Raw genomic sequence first — 19,188 nt, 5'->3', positions numbered from 1 at the left:
GAGGCCCATCACCAGCGGCTGCGGACGAGCTCGCTCGTCAGGTCAGGCCAGCAGGCGGTCGATGACCCGCGAGAACATGCGGGTGCCGGCTGCTCGCGTCAGGCCGTCACCCCACCGCGGCACCCCGCGCACGTGCAGGTCCTCGCGCCACGTCACCCGGCTGCCGCCCACGGTCGGCTCGACACCGACCTCGGCCCACCCGGTCACGACGCGGCCGCGCTTCTCCAGACGACAGAACCGAGGCGGACTCCACTCGACGATCTCCATCGGGTCGTCGAACCCGAGCCTCCCGACGCCGGTGCGTGCCGTGAAGCCGCGATCCGTCCGGATGATACGGGTCAGCGGCACGTGCTGCCCGTGCTGCTCCCAGTCGGTGAGGCGTCGCCAGGACTCCTCAGGCGGCAGGGCCACCTCGCGGACGATCTCGAACAGGGCCACGGCATCATCGTAGGCATGCGCACCATGCCGTTCACCTCGATCGACGACGTCAAGGCCAAGCTCGCCGGCGCGGGCTACCTCGCCTCCGATGCCGTCGCCACCACCGTGTTCCTCGCCAGCGAGCTGGGCAAGCCGTTGCTCGTCGAGGGTCCCGCCGGTGTCGGCAAGACGGCACTGTCGAGCGCTGTCGCCGAGGCGTGCGGCGCTGACCTCGTGCGCCTGCAGTGCTACGAGGGCGTCGACGAGGCCCGCGCGATCTACGAGTGGAACCACGCCAAGCAGCTGCTGCGCATCACCGCGGGCAAGGACGAGACGTGGGACGAGGCACGCAACGACATCTTCAGCGAGGAGTTCCTGCTGGCCCGCCCGCTGCTCACCGCGATCCGCAACGACGGACCCACGGTCCTGCTGATCGACGAGACCGACAAGGCCGACGTCGAGATCGAGGGCCTGCTGCTCGAGGTGCTCGGCGACTTCCAGATCACGGTGCCCGAGCTCGGCACGATCACCGCGACGAGCCGGCCGTTCGTCGTGCTGACCTCGAACGCGACCCGCGAGCTGTCGGAGGCGCTCCGACGTCGCTGCCTGTTCCTGCACATCGACTTCCCGGACGCCGGCCTGGAGCACGAGATCGTACGCCTGAAGGTCCCCGATCTGGATGCCACGCTGGCCGACTCGCTCGTTCGGGTGATCAACGCCCTGCGGGCGATGCCGCTGCGCAAGGCGCCGTCGGTCTCGGAGACGATCGACTGGGCCCGGACCCTCGTGGCGCTCGGTGCCGACATCCTCGACGACCAGGTCGTGCGCGAGAGTCTCGGCGTGATCCTGAAGCACCAGGACGACCTCGCCAAGGCCACCGAACGACTCGACCTCGACGAGGTGCTGGGCACACCATGAGCGACGCGCGGGTCGATGAGCCGGTGACGCAGGACGTCGCCGGCCGGCTCGTCGAGCTCGTCACCGCGCTGCGGAGCAAGGGCATACCGGCCGGCACCAGCGAGACGGTGGATGCCGCCGCCGTCGTCGCGGTGCTGGGGATGAGCGACCGCTCGCAGCTGCGGGAGGGTCTCGCTGCGGCCCTGGTCCGGCGTGGTGGTCAGCGCGACGTCTTCGACATGGCCTTCGACATCTACTTCCCGGCGGGGGTCGGTGCGCCACAGGCTGCCCGCGACACCGATGAGGACCTCGACCTCGACGACCTGCGTGACCTGCTGGCGATGGCTCTGGCCGAGAACGACCTGCGCGCCCTCGAGCAGGTGGCCGAGATCGCGGTCGACGCGCTCGGTGCCGTGGGTGCCGAAGGCACGCCGTCGGGCGGCTGGTCGGCGTACCAGACCCTCGAGCGTCTGCGGCCGCAGACGCTGCTCGTGCAGGCGCTCGGCCTGCGCGGCGAGGGCGGCGGGGGCCACGGTCAAGGCGGTGGGCAGGGCCAGTCCGGCCGTTTCACCGAGCGCCTCGAGCGAGACGAGGTGCGCCAGAACATCGACCGCTTCCGCGCGATGGTGGCCAGCGAGGCGCGCCGGCGCACTGCCGAGCTGCGGGGCCGGGACGTCGTCACGCGGCACGCCGTCCGGACCGGCAGCGACCGGATCGACTTCCTGAGCGCCAACCAGCAGCAGCTCGAGGAGCTGGGACGCATCGTCAGGCCGCTGTCCCGCAAGCTCGCCACCCGCCTGGCGGCGCGCCGTCGCAAGGCCAGCCGTGGCCGGATCGACATCCGTCGCACGTTGCGCCGCTCGATGTCGACCGGCGGCGTGCCGATCCGCCCGGTGTATGCCAAGCCGCACCCCTCCCGTCCTGAGCTCGTCCTGCTGTGCGACGTCTCGGGCTCGGTGTCGGGGTTCTCCAGCTTCACGATGCACCTCGTGCAGGCGCTCAGCGGCCAGTTCAGCAAGGTGCGGGTCTTCGCGTTCGTCAACGCCATGGCGGAGGTGACCGACCTCGTCAAGGACGGCGGTGACGACCTCGCGGCCAGGATCGCCCGTGAGGCACGCATCACGAAGTGGCACACCAGCAGCGACTACGGCGAGGCGTTCGCCGACTTCCACGCCGAGCACATGCGCGCGATCGGCCCGCGGACCGCGGTGCTGATCCTCGGCGACGCCCGCAACAACAACCAGGACCCCAACCTGGGAGCGCTGCACGAGATCAACCAGCGCGCCCGTCGGACGTTCTGGCTCAATCCCGAGCACTCCATGCGCTGGGGACTCGGTGACTCGATCGCGCCGACCTACGCCGAGCTGGTCGAGATGCACGAGTGCTGCAACGTCGACCAGCTGACCAGGTTCATCACCCGGCTCCTGCCGGTCTGACGTTCGTACGTCCGGGCCCATGCATCGCCCACACGACGCCCGCCCAGCCGGCCGCGATCGCCAGCATCGACAACCCGCCGCCGGGCCAGTAGACGTGCTCCTGCATGAAGCCGAAGTCGCCCGCCAGGACGAGCGCCGTCCCCGGGCCGGCAGCCCACCCGGCGACGCGCAGCGCGCAGCCACAAGCGAGGGCCGACGCACTGATCAGCGCGATCGACCCGACGTGTCCCAGGTCGGAGGCGAGCCCGAAGACCACCCCGAAGCCCCCGCGGTCCTGCGCCAGCTTGAGCCCGCCGGCGCCGATGCCGGCAAGCACGTCGAGCGCCGTGTAGAAGCACGCGAAGACGTATCCCAGAACCAAAGCCAACACGCCGTAGGTCCGGTCGACGCTGCGCGCCACGAACCACGGCGCCAGCCCGAGCAGGGGGAACAGCGGGAGCAGGACGACATGCAGGTCGCGCCAGCGCTGTGCGTCGTCGAACGTCAGGCGGGCCGGATGGGCCAGGCCGAGCGCCGCGATCAGCAATGGGACACCGATCGCGATGCCGACGTTCCACCGGGTGAGCTGTGGCATGCCCCGACCGTACGCGCGACAGCCGGGGCACGCCGGGCGAAACCCGCCCCGATCGAACGCCGGGTCAGCGCGGCGCCATGCGGATCGCGCCGTCGAGCCTGATCGTCTCGCCGTTGAGCATCGGGTTGGCCACGATGTGAGCCGCCAGCGCGCCGTACTCGGCAGGATCACCGAGGCGGCTGGGGTGCGGGACCTGCTTGCCCAGTGAGGCGCGGGCGTCCTCGGGCAGCGACGCCAGCAACGGGGTGTCGAAGAGTCCGGGCGCGATCGTCATGACGCGGATGCCCAGCGAGGCGAGGTCGCGAGCGATCGGCAGGGTCATCCCGACGACGCCGCCCTTCGACGCGGCGTAGGCGGCCTGGCCGATCTGGCCGTCGAACGCCGCGATCGACGCGGTGTTGACGATGACCCCGCGCTCCTCGCCCAGCGGCTCCAACGCGGCCACGCGCGCAGCAGCCAGGCGCAGCACGTTGAACGTGCCGATCAGGTTGATCTCGATGATCCGCTGGAACTTCTCGAGCGGGTAGGGGCCCTGCTTGCCGACGGTCTTGATCGCGTCGCCCGTCCCGGCGCAGTTCACGACCACCCGCAGGTCGCCCAGCTCCGTCGCCACGTCGAGAGCCTCGTTGACGGCGGCCTCGTCGCGGACGTCGGCAGGGGCGAACCGCACGGCATCGCCGAGCCGCGCAGCGACGTCAGGACCGGGTGACCCGGGCAGGTCGAGGATGGTGACCTTCGCCCCCGCCTCGAGCAGTGCCTCGACGGTGGCCAGGCCGAGACCGGACGCGCCGCCGGTGACGAGCGCTACGGAGTTGTTGACGTCCATGGATGGTCCTCTTCTTCGATGTTCACGTGAGCAGGGTCTGAAGTCCGCCCCTACGATCGCACAAGCATCCGTAGGATCGTCTCGTGATCCACGCGACAAGGCGTCAGCTCCCATGAGCTGGGCGACGTGGGACGAGGCCGCCATCGCGTCGGTGGCGAGTCTCATCGTGTGGTTCGTGCTCAGGGCAGCTCCGCCGACGCGGGTCGGACGTGCGGTGCTCCCGGCCTTCCGCGAGTTCTCGCTGGTCGCGGCGCTGTACGCCGTGTGGCGGCTGGCTCGTCAGCTCCCGTTCACGCACCCAGACGGTGCGGTCGACCGGGCGCGGTCGATCGACGACGCGCAGCAGCTCCTCCACCTGCCGACCGAGATCTCGATGCAGCACTTCGTGGTCGACCACGGCTGGCTCGCGGCACTCGTCAACGACTACTACGCCATGCTGCACGTGCCGGCGCTCCTGATCTTCCTGGTGTGGCTGTTCGTCCGGCACCGTGAGCAGTACCCGCACTGGCGCAACGGCCTGGCCGGCCTCACCGCGTTCTGCCTGGTCATCCGGTTCATCCGGGTGGCGCCACCGCGGTTCGTGCAGGAGCTGGGCTTCGTCGACCTCTCGGACCAGCACGGGTTCGACGTGTACGGCGACGTCGGGACGGGCATCTCTGACCAGTTCGCAGCGATGCCGTCGATCCATGTCGGCTGGGCGGCGGTCGTCGCCCTGGGCGTCTTCTCGGTGTCGACGAGCCGGTGGCGTTGGCTGGTCGTGATGCACCTGCCGGTCACGGTCTTCGTCGTCGCGGCGACCGGGCACCACTGGTGGCTCGACGGCGTCGTCGCGGTCGTGCTGCTGTGGGTCTCGCTCGCGGTCGACACGTACGTCCGTGGACAGCTGGCGAGTCGTCGCGGCCTGGCGGCCGTGCCGGCTGCCTGACCTCGGTCAGGCCGGCAGGCCCGCCTCGGCCGGCACGTCGTCCTTCTTGGCATTCATCAAGAACACCGCCACCGTGAGCGACACCAACAACATCATCGCGCCCCAGAAGAACGCCACGTGATAGCCGTGCACGAACGCGTTGCCGGTCGCGGTCCGGGGCGACTCGTCGAGATGGTCGCTGAGGTAGGCGGTGACCGCGCCGGCGTAGAGCGTGTTGAGCAGCGCGGTGCCGAGCGAGCCGCCGACCTGCTGCGACGTGTTGAGCAGGGCACTCGCGACACCGGCGTCATGGCTGCCGATGCCGACCAGGGCAGTGCTGGAGGCCGTGATGAACACGCCGGCCATGCCGATGCTCATGAGCAGCAGAGAGGGCAGGACGAATCCCCAGTAGGACGTGTCGGCGGTGATCTGGGTCAGCATCAGCATGCCGGCGATCGCCAGGGCCAGGCCGGGGATCATGATCGGCATGGGCCCGATCCGTGGCAGCAGGTTGGACACGAACCCCGCGGCCCCGATGACGCCCAGGCTGAAGGGCATGAAGGCAAACCCGGACTCCAGTGGTGTGTAGCCCATCGTGATCTGGAAGTAGAACGTCATGAACAAGAACATCGCGAACAACCCAGCACCGACGAACAGGAACACCAGGTAGGAGCCGCCGCGGTTGCGGTCGAGCGCCACCCAGAGCGGCAGCAATGGCGTGCTGGTGCGCTTCTCCCACACGACAAAGGCAACCAGCAGGACGACGGCCACGGACAGGAACGTCAGCGTGGACGGGTCGGTCCAGCCGAGAACCTCCGTGCTCTTGCTGTCGGGATCCTTGAGCTTCGCGGCTTCGGTGAAGCCGTAGACGAGCGACACCAACCCCAACGTCACCAGGACGGCACCCGGGATGTCGTACTTGGTGTTGCCCTCGGCCTTGCTCTCGTTGACGACCCGGACCGCGGCGAGCGCCGTGACCAGGGCGATCGGCACGTTGACGCCCAGGCACCAGCGCCACGAGGCGTACTCGGTCAGCACGCCGCCGAGGATCAGTCCGATCGCTGCGCCGCCGCCCGAGATGGCGCCGAAGACGCCGAACGCCGTGGCGCGCTCCTTGGGCAGGGTGAACGTGACCGAGATCAGTGAGAGAGCCGCCGGTGCGAGCAGTGCCGCGAAGGCGCCCTGCAGGCCGCGGGCCGCGTAGAGCAACCCGGCCGACGAGGCGACGCCGCCGAGGGCCGAGGCCGCGGCGAACCCGATCAGGCCGATGACGAAGGTCCGCTTGCGGCCGGTGTAGTCCGCGATGCGCCCACCGAGCAGGAGCAGGCCGCCGAACGCCAAGGTGTACGCCGTCACGACCCACTGCCGGTCGGCGTCGCTGATGTCGAGGTCCTTCTGGGCCGACGGCAGGGCGATGTTGACGATCGACGCGTCCAGCACGATCATCAGCTGCGCCACGGCGATCACGCCGAGGGCGAGCCACCGACGGGGATCAGGCTGCTCGGACGACGCGTCCGGTCCGGGCGTGGGTGTGCTCTCGGTCATGGATCCTCCTGCAGACGGATGCCGCGGTTGGGGGCAACCGGCGGGACGTCATCGAGCGTAGACCCGGATCCGGACACATTTCGATGGTTCTTCGGAGTCATGCCTGACTCGTGCCGGGGCGTGTCCTACCGTGGCCCCATGAGCGACTTCTGGATCTGTCAGACCTGTGCGGTGGAGCATGCCGAGCGCGTCGAGGTGTGCGCCATCTGTGCCGACGAGCGGCAGTGGGTGCCGGCCGAGGGGCAGCTGTGGACGAGCCTCGACGAGCTCAGCGCCGACGGCCACCGCGCCGAGATCGCCGACCTCGAGCCCGACCTCTACGCGATCACGACGTCCCCGAGCACGGGGATCGGCCAGCAGTCGAAGCTCCTCCGCACCACGGGCGGCAACCTGCTGTGGGACCCCGTCGGCTACGTGGACGAGGACATCGCCTCGCGGGTGCTCGACCTCGGAGACGTTCGCGCGATCGTGGCAAGCCACCCGCACATGTACGGCGTCCAGGTCGAGTGGAGCCGCCGCCTCGGCGGCGCCCCGGTGCTGGTCGCCGAGGCCGACCGGGAGTGGGTCGCCCGGCCGGATCCGGTCATCGAGACGTGGTCAGACGACCTCGAGGTGCTGCCGGGCGTCACGCTGAGCCAGCCGGGTGGTCACTTCCCCGGCAGCGCGGTGGCCCACTGGCAGGCAGGCGCGGAGGGGCGTGGCGTCCTGCTGACCGGGGACACGATCTTCGCCAACCCCGACCGGACGTCGGTCAGCTTCATGCGCAGCTATCCCAACCGGCTCCCGCTGTCGGGGGCGGTGGTGAAGCGCGTCGCCGACCACGTCGACCGATTCGCGTACGACCGGCTCTACGGCAACTTCGACAACGCGATCGACGCCGATGCCAAGGCGATCGTCCGGCGGTCGGCCGAACGGCACGCCGCCTGGGTCAACGGCGACTTCGACCACCTCACCTAGACCATCGCGATGGTCGCTGCGACCTCGTCGACGAGCTCGCGGGCGAGGTAACCGGTCCGGCCCATGCGCGGCACGAGCCGCTGCCCTGCCATGGCGTGGACGTACGTCCCCCAGCACGCGGCCTGAGCAGGCGACGAGCCTCGCGCCAGAAGCCCGGCCATGATGCCGGCGAGCACGTCGCCGCTGCCGGACGTGCCGAGCCCGACGTCGGCGTTCTCGTCGCGCCACGCTCCCCCACCGGGCTCGGCGACGTGGCCGTAGAGCGAGACGACCGCGCCATATCGCTCGGCGACCGTCACCGCCTCGGCGTCGAGGTCGTCCCCCGGCTCGCGGCCGAGCAGTCGACCTGCCTCGCCCACGTTGGGAGTCAGAACGGTCCGGGCGGCATGGTCGCCCAGCAGGTCGGGGTCCTCGCCCAAGGCACCGAGCGCAAACGCGTCGACCACGAGGTGCGCGTCCTCGGCCATCGCGTCGACCACCCGCCGGAGCAGCTTGAGCGTCTCGTCCGGGTCGTCGAGCCCTGGACCGATCGCGACCACGTCGGCCCGGCTCACGAGCTCCACGAGATGGTCGGGCACGTCGCCGTCGACCGACCCGTCCGGCGTCGAGGGCAGTCCGACGACCTTGGCCTCGGGCACGGCGATGCTGAGCGCCTGCGCGTTGTCGTCCGTCGTCGCGAGCTGCAGGCGACCCGCGCCGGCGCGGAGGGCGGCGGTGCCGGCCAGCAGGACGGCGCCAGGAGTGAACCGGGAGCCGCCAACCACCAGGACGGTGCCACGATCGGTCTTGTCCCCCTCCGGCTCCGGCAGCGGCCAGTCCCGCAGCAGCTGGGCCGAGATGACCTGCGGCTCAGACGGGCGGGGCATCGACACCCTCCTCCGCGGTGGGACGGGCGTCGTCGTCCTGCCGCAGGTGCTCGACGTCGTTGTAGCGCTCGCGCTCCCACCCTTCGTCGCCCCACTGCCAGCTGCTGATCGAGCAGTTGGCGATCGGCGACTGCTTGGCGGTCGTCATGAGCTCCTCCTCGTCGAGTCCTTCGAGGACGTACCGGAACAACGAGACGACCGCGTCGTGGGCGAAGAACAGCACCCGCTCCTCCGGGTGGTCCTCTGCGACGTCGCGCAGGAGGCTGCGGATGCGCAGGAGCACGTCGGCCCACGACTCGCCCCCGGGCGGGCGGTAGTAGAACTTCCCGAGCCGTGCGCGCCGCTCGGACTCCTCGGGGAACTTCGACTTGATGCCGTGCACCGTGTGGAGGTCGAGGATCCCGAGCTCTCGATCGCGGAGCCGCTCGTCCCGCACCGTGGGCACGTCGATGCTCTTGAGCGCGATCTCTGCGGTCTGGCGCGTCCGCAGGTACGGCGACACGACGACGACGTCAGGACGCTGGTCGTCCGGAAGGTCGCCGAGCCAGTCCGCGACCGCCTCGGCCTGCTTCTGGCCGGTGTCGGACAGCGGTACGTCGGCGTCGCGCTCGGTGATGTCGATCAGCTCCGAGCCCTGCTCATCCGCCGCTGTGGCAGCGACGTTGCCGACGCTCTCGCCGTGTCGAATGATCCCGATCCACTCCAGCTGGTGCATGCTTCGGCCCTACCCGTCGCCGCCCCGCGCAATCGGCCCGGTCACAGGCGCAGGTCGTCCGCGGAAACGGTCGTCGACACGTCCGGGCCGGTGCTGTAGACGACCGGGTCGTCGTCGATGGGCGCCGGCTCCTCGTCGAGGACGGCTGCCGGCTTCTTGGGCCCGGTCTTCTTCGGCGCCGTCTTCTTGGCGGCGGCGCGCTTCGCGCTGGCCTTCTTGGCCGGCATGGTGTTGGTCCTGGCCTTCTTGGTCGTCGTCGTGGGGGACGGCGGCTGCGTGACGGGCTCCGTGCTGACCTCGGGTGCCGTGTCCTTCGTCGGTGTGGGTGCTGCCTTCGCCGGCGGTGCTTGGTGGTCGTCCGGCAGGAACTTCTTCACGACGGTCACGGCTCCGTGCAGACCGCCTCGTGCGACGCCGCCGACGACGTGCTGCGCGATGGACACGGGCTTGTGCAGGATCTTGGTGATCACGGGTGGTGCTCCGTTCGATCGGTGGGAGTGTCTCCCGGTCCCTTACCCTGCGCGCCACGGATCACACGTGTGCCGAGGTCGAGTGTCGTGTGGCGCCGACCTCGGCACCGGGCCGACCCGTGCCGCTCGTACGTCGGCGTGGGCCCTTGCTGAGCTCGTCGGCCTCGACGACGACGCTCATCGCGCGCCGTCCGCGGTCCTGCTGCGCCCGGTGACGCGAAGGCCCACGAGGATGCCCGCACCGACCAGGACGAAGAGTCCGCCGATGACGATCAGACCGGCGGTGGCCTCCCCCAGGACCGGCACGGTGGCACCGACGTCGGTGTCGACGTCGACCCCGGCGGTGCCGTCAGCGTTCATGACGACGATGGTCCACCGCTCGGGCCGGTCGTCGAGCGACCAGTCGATGCTCTGGGTGCCGGTCCCGGAGGCCTGCTCGAGCCAGATGTCGCTGTCGCCGGGGACGACGGCGGGAGCGCCACCGGCATGACGCTCGTACGTCGTCGCCGGGTCGTCGATCTCGGTGACCGTGGCGTGGTCGACCCCGGCGAGGTACGCCTCGGCGTCGGACGTACGCGCCACTCCCACGAAGACCGGCGCCGTGCCGAGGCCCGTGACGCGGACCCGGACGCGGCCGAGGACCCAGTCCTCGTCCATGCCCCCGATCTCCATGCTCTCGGACGCAACGGCACGGCTGTCGGTCTTGAGCGGGGTGGTGTCGCTGGTCAGGTAGCCGTCATCACGCCACGAGCGGTCAGCTGCGATCAGCGCGCCGCCGCCGGCGAGCGCGGTCGCGCCAACCAGCAGGGAGGCTATGGCCACCACGAGCAGGGCGATGCGTGCTGCGGACCTCGCGGTCGGCGAGGCGGGTGGCTTGGGGGCGTCGGTGATGGTCGACATCGGTTCTCCTGGTGTTGGTCCGCGGTCGGTCGACCGGCGTACCTCCAGCAGACCCGATCTGCCCTGCGATGCCCATCGGGCTGGGCGCAGACCTGCACGACGCTGGCCGCGCAGTCGATGCGGTGAGCCCGCGTGCTGACCGCCCGGTCCGGGTGGACACCTCCGGCACCTCGCCGCGACGGACCACCGGGTCGCGCCTAGGATCGTGCGCGTGATGATCCGCCAGCGCCTCGCCCGCTTCGTCGTCCGTCGTGCCGGCTACCGGATGGTCGGCGAGGTGCCGGAGTCCGGCATCCTCGTCGGCGCGCCGCACACGTCCAACTGGGACTTCATCACGATGCTGCTGGTCATGTGGCACGACGGCGCCCACCCGCGCGTCCTGGTCAAGAAGCAGCTGTTCCGCGGCCCGCTGGGCTGGGTCCTGCGCCGCCTCGGCGGCGTGCCGCTGGACCGCGACAATGCCGGCGGGGTCGTCGACGAGCTCGTTCGGGAGGCCGGCAGCGGTGAGCCTTTCCGGCTGATCATCGCGGCGGAGGGAACCCGCACCAAGGGTGACTACTGGAAGTCCGGCTTCCTCAGGATCTCGCGCGACACCGGGTTGCCCATCACGCTGGCGTTCTTCGACCCGCCGACGAAGACGATGGGTTTCGGGCCGACGTTCCACCCGTCCGACGACGTGAAGTCGGACATGGACCTCGTCCGCGCGTTCTTCGCCGACAAGCGCGGGATCAAGCCCGAGAACGCGACGGAGCCCCGGCTCCGCGACGAGCCGGGGTCCGTTGCCTGACGGTCAGGAGCCGAGGTCGGCTGCCAGCGCCTCCGGGACGTACCCGTGGCGGATGCGTTGCGGGTGGTCACCGACCGGGAGGTAGGCGATCTCCTTCTTGGTCTCCGTGTCCAGCACGGCGACCGCGTCGGCCTCGCTCAACGAGATCCAGCAGGTGTCTCCGCGTCCCTCGGTCGTCCAGTACGGCTTGCCGTACGAGTGCCCCGTCGTCGCGGTGTCGAAGAAGACCGGTTTGCCGGTGGCCCGGTCGACGAGCGCGGCATAGTCGTCCATCGTCCCGGCGGCACACAGGGTCGTCCCGTCGGCGTTGATGGACAACCCGTGGTGCGCCGAGTCGTTGACGTACGCCTCCCGCGGCATCGTCGGCACGGTCTTGGGCAGCGGGATGACCCGCTTGACGGCACCGAGCCGCGGCTCGGCGATCCCGCCTGCGGTGTAGCCCACCTTGCCGTCGATGTCGGGCGCCTGCGTGTCGAACTCGACGAGCCCGTGGAAGAACGAGACCTGGAAGTAGACGTACCGCTCGCCGGGCGCGACGGCCATCGGCCGGACGGCCGAGCTCATGCCCCGGTGACCCGCCTCGGCCAGCTCCTTGCCCATGTCCCACCGTTGCTTGACGGCGAAGCTCCCGTTGTCGACCGTCTGGAACCAGCGGTCGCCCTTGACCGCGTCGTGCACGGGGCCGAGGTCGAGCGAGCCGAGGCTGGTGGCGTCCGGCGGCAGGTAGACCCGCCCGATGGACGCGTGGAAGATCGTGGAGCCGTCCTTGCTGTAGTTGTTCTCGTGCGGCGTCTCACCTGACACGAACGTCCGCATGCGCTGGCCCATCTTGATGGCCTTGCCGCCGACGGTCTCGTCGACCATCGAGTACTCGATCACCTGTCGGCTGGTCGAGTCCGAGACGACCAGGCGCCGCCCGTCGGGCGAGAGCCCCATGTGATCGGTGCGATACCCGTCCATCTGCTCCTCGTGGACGATGCTGTTCGGGTCTCCTGCCACGGCCTTGGCGATGTCGATCCAGACGACGTCGGCGAAGCTCGGACGCGAGACCGCAAGGTACTTGCCGTCGTTGGTCGTGAACATGTCGTCGACGTACTGGTCGTGCCCCTCACCGGGCCCCACCTGGACCACGAGGTAGAACACGAGCTTGAGCGGGTTGAGCTGGATGTCCTGGAGCTCCTGCGCCTTGTCGGGGATCAGGTTGATGCCGGATTTCAGGATCGTCTGGGTGTCGGCGTCGATGATCGACGCGGTCCCCTGCCAGTTGTTGCCGACGAACATGACGTCGCGCAGCCCCGGCACCGAAGGCTCGGCGGTGGCCACCGATCGCGGACTCGCCGCCGTGGAGGGCGCCGCGCCCAGCAGGGTGGCGGCGACCATCGTGACGGCTGCACCGATCGACAGGACTCGCTTCATGGACGCTCCTCGGACTGGCCTGTGTGGCTTGCAGGAGGTTCAACGACTCCGGGTGACAGGCGTCACGTGGCCGATTGCTGCTCCAGAGCGTCGGTGAGCAGGCCGACGAGCGCCTCGAGCTGCATGTCAGCCGACGCGGCGACCTCGTCGTCCGATCCGTCCAGCGCACGGGCAGCGAGGCCGGCCTTGCTGTCGAGCAGCTCGACGATGCGCGTGTCGATGGTCTGCGACGCGATGATCCGCCACGCCGTGACGGGCTCCTCCTGGCCGATCCGGTGGACGCGGTCGATCGCCTGCGTCTGCTCCGCGTCGGTCCACGACAGCTCGGCCAGCACCATGTTGGAGGCGACCTGGAGGTTGATGCCGACGCCGGCCGCCGACAGCGAGCACACCACGACCGCGACCTCCGGGTCGTCGACGAAGGCGTCGATGTTGCGCTGGCGCACCGTGGGTGTCTGATTGCCGCGGATCGACGAGTAGCGGATGCCGCGGCGCTCGAAGGTCTCCTCGGCCAGGTCCATGACGTCGACGTGCTTGGCGAAGAAGACGACCTTGCCGACGTTGCGGGCCAGCTGCGCGGTGTAGTCGGCGGCGAGACCTGCCTTGGCCTGCCCGATGCGGCGCATCATCGTGAAGACGTTCTCGTCGGTCTTGGACGCGCTCTCGTCGCGCTCCCAGCCGGCCACCCGCCGGACGAGCTCGTGGTCGATGCCCTCGACCGTGATGCCGGACGTGCGGTTGACCAGGGCGCTCTCGTAGCGAGCGACCAGCCGGCGAGCCAGGTTGCGCTCGGCCTCGCGGATCGATCGGCCGGCCTCGTCGTCGAGCTCGACCGGAAGGTCGGCGATGCGACGAGCGGGGATGTCGGCGGCCACGTCGACCTTGCGGCGGCGCACGATGCCCATGTCGATGACGCGCGAGCGCGCCGCGGCGTAGAACCCGGGGTCGATCGGCGTCAGCCCGGTCTCCTCGAGCGCGTGCATCAGCTCGGCGCGCGGCTTCTTGTCGTCGATCCAGCCGAGGAACTGCCAGATCGCGCGGAAGTCGTCGATGTCGTTGATCAAGGGGGTGCCGGTCAGCGCCATCATCAAGGGACGCACGGTGCGGGCCCTGATGCGCTCGGAGAGCTGCAGGACGTGCTGCGAACGCTGCGACGCCTTGTTCTTGATGAAGTGCGCCTCGTCGAGGACCATGCCGCGGAAGCCGAGGTCGCCCAGCCAGCCCACGTGGCGGTCGAGCACCTCGTAGTTGACGATCACGATGTCAGCGAAGCCGTCGATCGTGTGGCCGTCGCCGTGGATGACCGTCGATGGACGGTTGGGGGTCCAGAGCTCGGCCTCGCGGGCCCAGTTGGTCTTGACGACGTTGGGCACCACGACGAGCAGCGGGTAGGCATTGGCTGCCTGCGCGGCCAGCAACGCCTGGGCCGTCTTGCCGAGCCCGGGCTCGTCCGCCAGCAGAAAGGTCCGATGCCCCTGCTCGGCGGCGGCGATGACCTCGCCCTGGTGGTGCATGAGCTCGAGGCCGACGGGGACCTTGGTGTCCGACGGCTCGGGGAGGTCCATGCAGGCCTTGGACCCGCCGGCAGCTCGCTCGAACGACGAGAACAGCGGTCCGAGGAGCTCCCAGGTCGAGAGGCGCTGAGTCTGCGGCTTGGCGGCCTGCGCCGACTGGAAGTCGGGCGTGAGGAAAGGGTTCGCGAGCTGCCGTGCGACGACGGACTGCGGTACGACCCGGCGCTCGACCGGCGCCAGGACGGGCTCGTCATCGGAGACCTCGACCGCCTCAGCGGCCTCCTCCATGCCCGCGGCGCGCAGCATATCGTGCTTGAGCACGACCGCCGCGTCCGACACGTCGGCGTCCTCGGCGAGCAGCGAGAGGAGGGACGTGTCGCGTGCGGCGGTCTGGGCGAGGATCGTGCCGATCCCGTCGAGCCGCTTGAGCTTCTCGGCCCGTTGGGGGTCGGTCAGTGTCGCGTCCGACTTGGCGCGCGTACGCTCCTCGCGGGCCAGCAGGGCCACGACCTGGAACTTCGTGCGGGTCGACGGCGACACGCGGCCCCGTTGGGCGCCGGCCTCGACCTCGCGCACGGCACGGGCGAGGACAGACATGATGCCGTCGTTGCCGCCGCGGGCTCGCCGCTGGGGTGCGGATCGGGTCGTGCCCGGCTGCCGCTGGCCTCGTCTGGCCAAGGTTCCTCCTCCGAAAGCCCCGGCACGCTGGCCGTGGCGATGCTGCAACGCCGTGTCCGGGAACGACCCGTGCGGCGCCGAGGAGCCCAGTCGGGTCGAGGCCGATGGCCGCGTCACGACGGAACTCGCTACAACCGATCGACAGGAGCGATCGGGATGGTGCAACGCCCGCCACGTGGAGTGATCCGGCCTCGAGCCGGTGCCACGGAACCGATCGTCGAACGACGTACTCGTGCGACGAGCAGCGGTGCGGGGTTTGTTACGCGCTCCACTTTACTCGCAATGCCGCGCGATGCGCAGGCGACTCACCATTCGAGCCGGGCTCCTGTCGACCACCACGGGCAGATCCGGCAGGGTTGGGCCATGGGCTGGGTGTTGCACGTCGACATGGACCAGTTCATCGCGGCCGTCGAGATCCTGCGTCGACCCGAGCTCGCGGGTCTCCCGGTGGTGGTGGGCGGTCGCGGTGACCCGACCGAGCGCGGAGTCGTCTCGACCGCGTCGTACGAGGCCAGGGTGGTCGGGGTCGGCTCCGGCATGCCGCTGCGGATCGCCAAGCGGAAGTGTCCCGGCGCGGTGTTCCTGCCGGTCGACGCGCCGGCGTACGAGGCGGCCTCGGCGACCGTCATGGAGACGCTCCGGTCGTTGCACTGGGGTGGCGTCCCCGTGCTCGTGCAGGTGCTGGGCTGGGACGAGGCCTTCGTCGGCCCGGGGCCGGGGCACGGCGACCTCGGCGATCCCCGGGACATGGCTGGCACCGTGATGGCCGCTGTCCTCGAGGCGACCGGCCTGCACTGCTCCGTCGGCATCGGCGACAACACGCTGCGGGCCAAGAACGCGACGGACTTCGGCAAGCCGCGCGGTACGTACGTGCTGACGGCCGCCAACTGGCTCGAGGAGATGGGCGAGCGCCCGACCCGGGCGCTGTGGGGCATCGGGAGCAAGACCGCCGCCAAGCTGGCGGCCCTCGGGCTCGAGACCGTTGCCCAGCTGGCGGCCAGCGATCCCACTGTCCTGGCCGATGCGCTCGGCCCGACGATGGGCCCGTACTACCGCGGGCTGGCCACGGGCGCGTCGGCGCGGCCGATCGACCCCGAGCCGTACATACCGAGGGCACACGGACGCGAAATGACGTTCCAGCACGACCTGGAGGACTGGGACGCGGTTGCCGACGAGGTGCGGATCCTGACCGCTCGCGTGCTGGCCGACATCGATGCAGAGGGCCGGCCAGCCGTGCGGGTCGGCCTGAAGATCCGCCTGGCGCCGTTCATCACCGTCACCCGGAGCCTGACGCTGCCCGGCCCCACGAACGACCTGTCGGAGCTGAGCGACGCCGCGGTCTCGTTGCTCGAGAGGCTGGACCCGGGTCAGCGGTCCCGGCCGGTGCGGCTGCTCGGCGTTCGCCTGGAGATGACTCCTCCGGATGCATGACGAAGGGCCGGAACCTTGACGGTCCCGGCCCTTCGATCGTGCGTGTCCGAGGGGGGACTTGAACCCCCACGCCCCTTACAGGGCACTAGCACCTCAAGCTAGCGCGTCTACCATTCCGCCACCCGGACATCGCTCCGGTGAGGAGCGGTGATGCAGCACTGAACTCTAGCAAAGAGCAGTCGGCGTTCCGAATCGGGTGCGGCCGCGAACGCGCTCGTCCCCGGGCCCTGTTGGCCTCGCAAGGAATTTGTTGGCACAATTAGTCGAGGCCCCGGAAAGTATGAGTTTCCGGGGCCTCTGTGTGATTGAGCGTGATGATCTCTCTCATCCAGAATCCTTCGTCTCCCCCGCCTGCCACATCACTGGCTTGCTGCCGTTGACTTGCGTCGCCGGCCATGGGTTCGACTCTGGATTCTTTCCCGCTTTCCCGAAGGATTGCGTAGGTCATTTGTATGCCCCGGGCGACCGGGCGCGCAAGGGATCTGCCGATCTTTCTGGGGTATTTCTGAAGAATGTGTCACTTACCCACAGAGTGACCTGGGTCACCCACAAGCGGCGCCCTGTTATGCACATCTTTTCCACACTCTGTGGGCTGGCAAGCCCCGAACGAGGCGTCACAGCAACGCCGACACCGCATGGATCGTGACGCCGGCGAGCCCGCCGACGACCGTGCCGTTGATGCGGATGAATTGCAGGTCCCGGCCGACGTGCAGCTCGATGCGCTCCGCGGTCTCCTTGCCGTCCCACCGCTTGACGGTCGCCGAAATGATCGTGGCCACCTCGCTGCCGTAGTTGTTGACGGCGTACGCCGCGACGTCCGAGATCCTCGCGTCGATGCGTCGTGAGAGGTCCGGGTCGTCGATCAGGCGGCGGCCGAGTGCCTCGATCTCCTCGAGGGCGCGGCGGCGCAGCAACCCGTTCTCGTCCGCGAGCGAGCCGACCAGGGCGCGGCGCAACGCGTCCCACAGGCGTACGGACGTCACTCCGACGCGGGGCTGTGACAGCACCCGTTCCTTGAGCCGCTCGAACCGCGTACGCGTGTCGGCGTCGTGCTGCAGGCCCTGGGCCAGGTCGGCGAACCAGCGGTCCAGCGCGAGGCGCGCGTTGTGGTCCGGCGTTCGGCCGATCTCGGCGACCCACTCGACGACCTGCTCGTGGACCCATCCCGCCACGCGCTTGTCGAGCCACTGGGGCGTCCACGACGGTGCACGGTTCTCGATGAGCGCGGCGACCTCGTCCTCGTTGATCGCCAGCCAGCGGCCCAGCTCGTCGACCGCGAGGTCGACGAGGCCGCGGTGGGCGTCGTCCCGCAGGATCTCCTCGAGCAGCTGGCCGACGACGGGGCTGAGCTCCTCCTCCTTCAGCCGCGGGATCAGCGCCTCCTGGATCACGGCGGCGACGTCGGTCTCCTTGACGTGGCGCAGCGCATCCGACAGCACGCGTGATCCCTCGGCCACGAGGCGCTCGCTGTGACCGTCGCTGACGAGCCACTCCCCCACCCGCCGGCTGACTCCGGCCGACTGGATCCGTTCGCGGACGACGTCCTCGCGCAGGAAGTTGTCGGTGACGAACTCCTGCAGGCTCTCGCCCAGGGACTCCTTGCGGTTGGGGATGATCGCGGTGTGCGGGATCGGCAGGCCGAGAGGGTGGCGAAACAGCGCCGTGACGGCGAACCAGTCGGCGATGGCACCGACCATCGCAGCCTCGGCGCCGGCGTTGACGTAGCCGAGCCAGCCGTCCTGCTCGCGGGTCAAGACGTAGACGATGGCGGCGAGGACCAGCAGCGACAGGGCGAGCGCGCGCATCCTTCGCAAGCCCTTGAGGCGCGCCGTGTCCCCGGCCGACAGGCCCTCCGGCATCTGGAAGCTGGCAGTGGTGTCTGTCGAGGTCACACCACGACACTAACGGCGAGCGCTTGCCTCTGCCCTGCGTAGACTCCTTGGTTATGACGTTCAACGAGGGCGCCGATCTGGACATCAGCCAGGTGACCGGCGGTGGCGGCGGAGTACGCGGTGGCGCGGTCATCGGCGGTGGCGCCGGTGGCATCATCCTGCTGATCCTGAGCCTCATCTTCGGCCAGAACCTCACGGGCGCCGGCACCAACAGCGCCAACCCGTTCGACACCGGGCAGATCCAGCCCGGCGGCGACACCTCGACCACGGACTTCTCGCAGTGCAAGACCGGCGCGGACGCCAACCGGGACGTCACCTGCCGGATCATCGGCACGGTCAACAGCGTCCAGGACTACTGGACCGACGCCTTGCCGGCCGACGTGCAGCGTCAGTACCAAGCCGCCAAGACCGTGATCTACTCCGGCTCGACGCAGTCGGCGTGCGGTGTCGCGTCCAACGCGACCGGCCCGTTCTACTGCCCCTCCGACCAGCGGATCTACATCGACGCGAGCTTCTTCGACGAGCTGACGAGCCGGTTCGGGGCCGACGACGGTGCCCTGGCACAGGAGTACGTCATCGCGCACGAGTACGGGCACCACGTCGAGAACCTGCTCGGCTTCCTGGCCAAGGGGCAGGACGGGCGGACCGGTCCGCTCAGCGGCGGGGTGCGCATCGAGCTGATGGCCGACTGCATGGCAGGGGTGTGGGCGCACCACGCCTCCTCGACCAAGGACGCCGACGGCGACACGTTGCTCGAGCCGCTGACCGAATCCGACATCCAGTCGGCACTGTCAGCGGCCTCCGCGGTCGGTGACGACCGCATCCAGCAGTCGCAGACCGGACGGGTCAACCAGGAGTCCTGGACGCACGGGTCGAGCGAGTCGCGCCAGCGGTGGTTCCTCGCGGGCTACGAGGGCGGCACGGTCAACCAGTGCGACACGTTCAGCACCGACGACCTCTGAC

At 69.7% G+C, this 19,188-nt stretch carries 18 protein-coding genes and 1 tRNA gene; 7 read left to right on the top strand and 12 right to left on the bottom strand.

Features of this window, described 5'->3' with window-relative positions:
• Nucleotides 1–42 precede the first annotated feature (42 nt).
• Nucleotides 43–438: an SRPBCC family protein gene (locus AB0N22_RS04285; protein ID WP_364636503.1), complete on the bottom strand. Its 396-nt coding sequence runs from the start codon at nt 436–438 to the stop codon at nt 43–45.
• A 15-nt stretch (nt 439–453) separates the two neighbouring features.
• Here AB0N22_RS04285 and AB0N22_RS04280 point away from each other — a divergent pair, with 15 nt between their 5' ends.
• Both AB0N22_RS04280 and AB0N22_RS04275 read left to right on the top strand, forming a co-directional pair.
• Nucleotides 454–1,335 carry a MoxR family ATPase gene (locus tag AB0N22_RS04280; protein ID WP_364636501.1) on the top strand — a complete coding sequence of 294 codons (882 nt, stop codon included), beginning with the start codon at nt 454–456 and terminating at the stop codon, nt 1,333–1,335.
• Complete coding sequence (locus AB0N22_RS04275; protein ID WP_364636499.1) at nt 1,332–2,750, top strand: VWA domain-containing protein; 1,419 nt, start codon at nt 1,332–1,334, stop codon at nt 2,748–2,750. Before AB0N22_RS04280 ends, AB0N22_RS04275 begins: the two co-directional genes overlap by 4 nt.
• On the opposite strand, the gene AB0N22_RS04270 is transcribed toward AB0N22_RS04275, so the two are convergent.
• Together AB0N22_RS04270 and AB0N22_RS04265 are read right to left on the bottom strand one after the other, a co-directional pair.
• Entirely contained in the window at nt 2,728–3,324 is a 597-nt protein-coding gene (locus AB0N22_RS04270; protein ID WP_364636497.1) for a hypothetical protein, read from the bottom strand. The genes AB0N22_RS04275 and AB0N22_RS04270 overlap by 23 nt on opposite strands.
• A 64-nt stretch (nt 3,325–3,388) precedes the next feature.
• On the bottom strand, nt 3,389–4,150 hold the full coding sequence (locus tag AB0N22_RS04265; protein ID WP_364636495.1) for a 3-hydroxyacyl-CoA dehydrogenase: 762 nt from the start codon (nt 4,148–4,150) through the stop codon (nt 3,389–3,391).
• Between the two features lie 112 nt (nt 4,151–4,262).
• Between AB0N22_RS04265 and AB0N22_RS04260 the strand changes: the two genes are divergently transcribed.
• Nucleotides 4,263–5,075, top strand: a complete 813-nt coding sequence (locus AB0N22_RS04260; protein ID WP_364636493.1) for a phosphatase PAP2 family protein — start codon at nt 4,263–4,265, stop codon at nt 5,073–5,075.
• Between the two features lie 6 nt (nt 5,076–5,081).
• On the opposite strand, the gene AB0N22_RS04255 is transcribed toward AB0N22_RS04260, so the two are convergent.
• Nucleotides 5,082–6,599 (bottom strand): MFS transporter, encoded by a 1,518-nt coding sequence (locus tag AB0N22_RS04255; protein ID WP_364636491.1) that lies wholly within the window; start codon nt 6,597–6,599, stop codon nt 5,082–5,084.
• A gap of 138 nt (nt 6,600–6,737) precedes the next feature.
• Between AB0N22_RS04255 and AB0N22_RS04250 the strand changes: the two genes are divergently transcribed.
• Nucleotides 6,738–7,556 carry an MBL fold metallo-hydrolase gene (locus tag AB0N22_RS04250; RefSeq protein WP_364636489.1) on the top strand — a complete coding sequence of 273 codons (819 nt, stop codon included), beginning with the start codon at nt 6,738–6,740 and terminating at the stop codon, nt 7,554–7,556.
• Here AB0N22_RS04250 and AB0N22_RS04245 read toward each other — a convergent pair.
• The 4 genes from AB0N22_RS04245 to AB0N22_RS04230 form a co-directional block, all read right to left on the bottom strand.
• The gene (locus tag AB0N22_RS04245; protein ID WP_364636487.1) at nt 7,553–8,422 is read right to left on the bottom strand and encodes an NAD(P)H-hydrate dehydratase; all 870 of its coding nucleotides are present in this window, start codon (nt 8,420–8,422) and stop codon (nt 7,553–7,555) included. The genes AB0N22_RS04250 and AB0N22_RS04245 overlap by 4 nt on opposite strands.
• Entirely contained in the window at nt 8,406–9,137 is a 732-nt protein-coding gene (locus AB0N22_RS04240) for a histidine phosphatase family protein (RefSeq protein WP_364636485.1), read from the bottom strand. Before AB0N22_RS04240 ends, AB0N22_RS04245 begins: the two co-directional genes overlap by 17 nt.
• Nucleotides 9,138–9,178: 41 nt before the next feature.
• Complete coding sequence (locus tag AB0N22_RS04235) at nt 9,179–9,607, bottom strand: hypothetical protein (protein ID WP_364636483.1); 429 nt, start codon at nt 9,605–9,607, stop codon at nt 9,179–9,181.
• Nucleotides 9,608–9,784: 177 nt separating this feature from the next.
• Complete coding sequence (locus tag AB0N22_RS04230) at nt 9,785–10,507, bottom strand: hypothetical protein (protein ID WP_364636481.1); 723 nt, start codon at nt 10,505–10,507, stop codon at nt 9,785–9,787.
• A gap of 214 nt (nt 10,508–10,721) precedes the next feature.
• On the opposite strand from AB0N22_RS04230, the gene AB0N22_RS04225 reads away from it, so the two are divergent.
• On the top strand, nt 10,722–11,294 hold the full coding sequence (locus AB0N22_RS04225) for a 1-acyl-sn-glycerol-3-phosphate acyltransferase (RefSeq protein WP_364639211.1): 573 nt from the start codon (nt 10,722–10,724) through the stop codon (nt 11,292–11,294).
• A gap of 3 nt (nt 11,295–11,297) precedes the next feature.
• Here the strand turns inward: AB0N22_RS04225 and AB0N22_RS04220 are convergent, their stop codons facing one another.
• Both AB0N22_RS04220 and AB0N22_RS04215 read right to left on the bottom strand, forming a co-directional pair.
• The gene (locus tag AB0N22_RS04220; protein WP_364636479.1) at nt 11,298–12,710 is read right to left on the bottom strand and encodes a serine/threonine protein kinase; all 1,413 of its coding nucleotides are present in this window, start codon (nt 12,708–12,710) and stop codon (nt 11,298–11,300) included.
• 62 nt (nt 12,711–12,772) lie between these two features.
• Entirely contained in the window at nt 12,773–14,821 is a 2,049-nt protein-coding gene (locus AB0N22_RS04215) for a DEAD/DEAH box helicase (protein ID WP_364636477.1), read from the bottom strand.
• A 444-nt stretch (nt 14,822–15,265) separates the two neighbouring features.
• Between AB0N22_RS04215 and AB0N22_RS04210 the strand changes: the two genes are divergently transcribed.
• A complete protein-coding gene (locus AB0N22_RS04210; protein WP_364636475.1) occupies nt 15,266–16,333 on the top strand; it encodes a DNA polymerase IV in 1,068 nt (355 codons plus the stop codon).
• Between the two features lie 43 nt (nt 16,334–16,376).
• On the opposite strand, the gene AB0N22_RS04205 is transcribed toward AB0N22_RS04210, so the two are convergent.
• A tRNA-Leu gene (locus AB0N22_RS04205) sits at nt 16,377–16,461 on the bottom strand.
• A 486-nt stretch (nt 16,462–16,947) separates the two neighbouring features.
• Nucleotides 16,948–18,225, bottom strand: a complete 1,278-nt coding sequence (locus AB0N22_RS04200; protein WP_364636473.1) for a DUF445 domain-containing protein — start codon at nt 18,223–18,225, stop codon at nt 16,948–16,950.
• A 53-nt stretch (nt 18,226–18,278) separates the two neighbouring features.
• On the opposite strand from AB0N22_RS04200, the gene AB0N22_RS04195 reads away from it, so the two are divergent.
• The gene (locus AB0N22_RS04195) at nt 18,279–19,187 is read left to right on the top strand and encodes a neutral zinc metallopeptidase (protein ID WP_364636471.1); all 909 of its coding nucleotides are present in this window, start codon (nt 18,279–18,281) and stop codon (nt 19,185–19,187) included.
• Nucleotide 19,188 lies beyond the last annotated feature (1 nt).

This window comes from Aeromicrobium sp. NPDC092404, from assembly GCF_040684095.1.
Classification (GTDB): Bacteria; Actinomycetota; Actinomycetes; order Propionibacteriales; family Nocardioidaceae; genus Aeromicrobium.
The sequence above is the reverse complement of the archived record's forward strand: the minus strand, read 5'-3'. Positions and strand labels throughout refer to the sequence as shown.

Bases quoted from the DNA above. Each gene is read 5' to 3' on its own strand.
- AB0N22_RS04260 (WP_364636493.1), top strand. From the start codon at position 4,263: ATGAGCTGGGCGACGTGGGACGAGGCCGCCATCGCGTCGGTGGCGAGT.
- AB0N22_RS04225 (WP_364639211.1), top strand. From the start codon at position 10,722: ATGATCCGCCAGCGCCTCGCCCGCTTCGTCGTCCGTCGTGCCGGCTAC.
- AB0N22_RS04245 (WP_364636487.1), bottom strand. From the start codon at position 8,422: ATGCCCCGCCCGTCTGAGCCGCAGGTCATCTCGGCCCAGCTGCTGCGG.
- AB0N22_RS04240 (WP_364636485.1), bottom strand. From the start codon at position 9,137: ATGCACCAGCTGGAGTGGATCGGGATCATTCGACACGGCGAGAGCGTC.
- AB0N22_RS04265 (WP_364636495.1), bottom strand. From the start codon at position 4,150: ATGGACGTCAACAACTCCGTAGCGCTCGTCACCGGCGGCGCGTCCGGT.
- AB0N22_RS04230 (WP_364636481.1), bottom strand. From the start codon at position 10,507: ATGTCGACCATCACCGACGCCCCCAAGCCACCCGCCTCGCCGACCGCG.
- AB0N22_RS04220 (WP_364636479.1), bottom strand. From the start codon at position 12,710: ATGAAGCGAGTCCTGTCGATCGGTGCAGCCGTCACGATGGTCGCCGCC.
- AB0N22_RS04195 (WP_364636471.1), top strand. From the start codon at position 18,279: ATGACGTTCAACGAGGGCGCCGATCTGGACATCAGCCAGGTGACCGGC.
- AB0N22_RS04275 (WP_364636499.1), top strand. From the start codon at position 1,332: ATGAGCGACGCGCGGGTCGATGAGCCGGTGACGCAGGACGTCGCCGGC.
- AB0N22_RS04255 (WP_364636491.1), bottom strand. From the start codon at position 6,599: ATGACCGAGAGCACACCCACGCCCGGACCGGACGCGTCGTCCGAGCAG.
- AB0N22_RS04210 (WP_364636475.1), top strand. From the start codon at position 15,266: ATGGGCTGGGTGTTGCACGTCGACATGGACCAGTTCATCGCGGCCGTC.
- AB0N22_RS04215 (WP_364636477.1), bottom strand. From the start codon at position 14,821: ATGTCTGTCCTCGCCCGTGCCGTGCGCGAGGTCGAGGCCGGCGCCCAA.
- AB0N22_RS04250 (WP_364636489.1), top strand. From the start codon at position 6,738: ATGAGCGACTTCTGGATCTGTCAGACCTGTGCGGTGGAGCATGCCGAG.
- AB0N22_RS04270 (WP_364636497.1), bottom strand. From the start codon at position 3,324: ATGCCACAGCTCACCCGGTGGAACGTCGGCATCGCGATCGGTGTCCCA.
- AB0N22_RS04280 (WP_364636501.1), top strand. From the start codon at position 454: ATGCGCACCATGCCGTTCACCTCGATCGACGACGTCAAGGCCAAGCTC.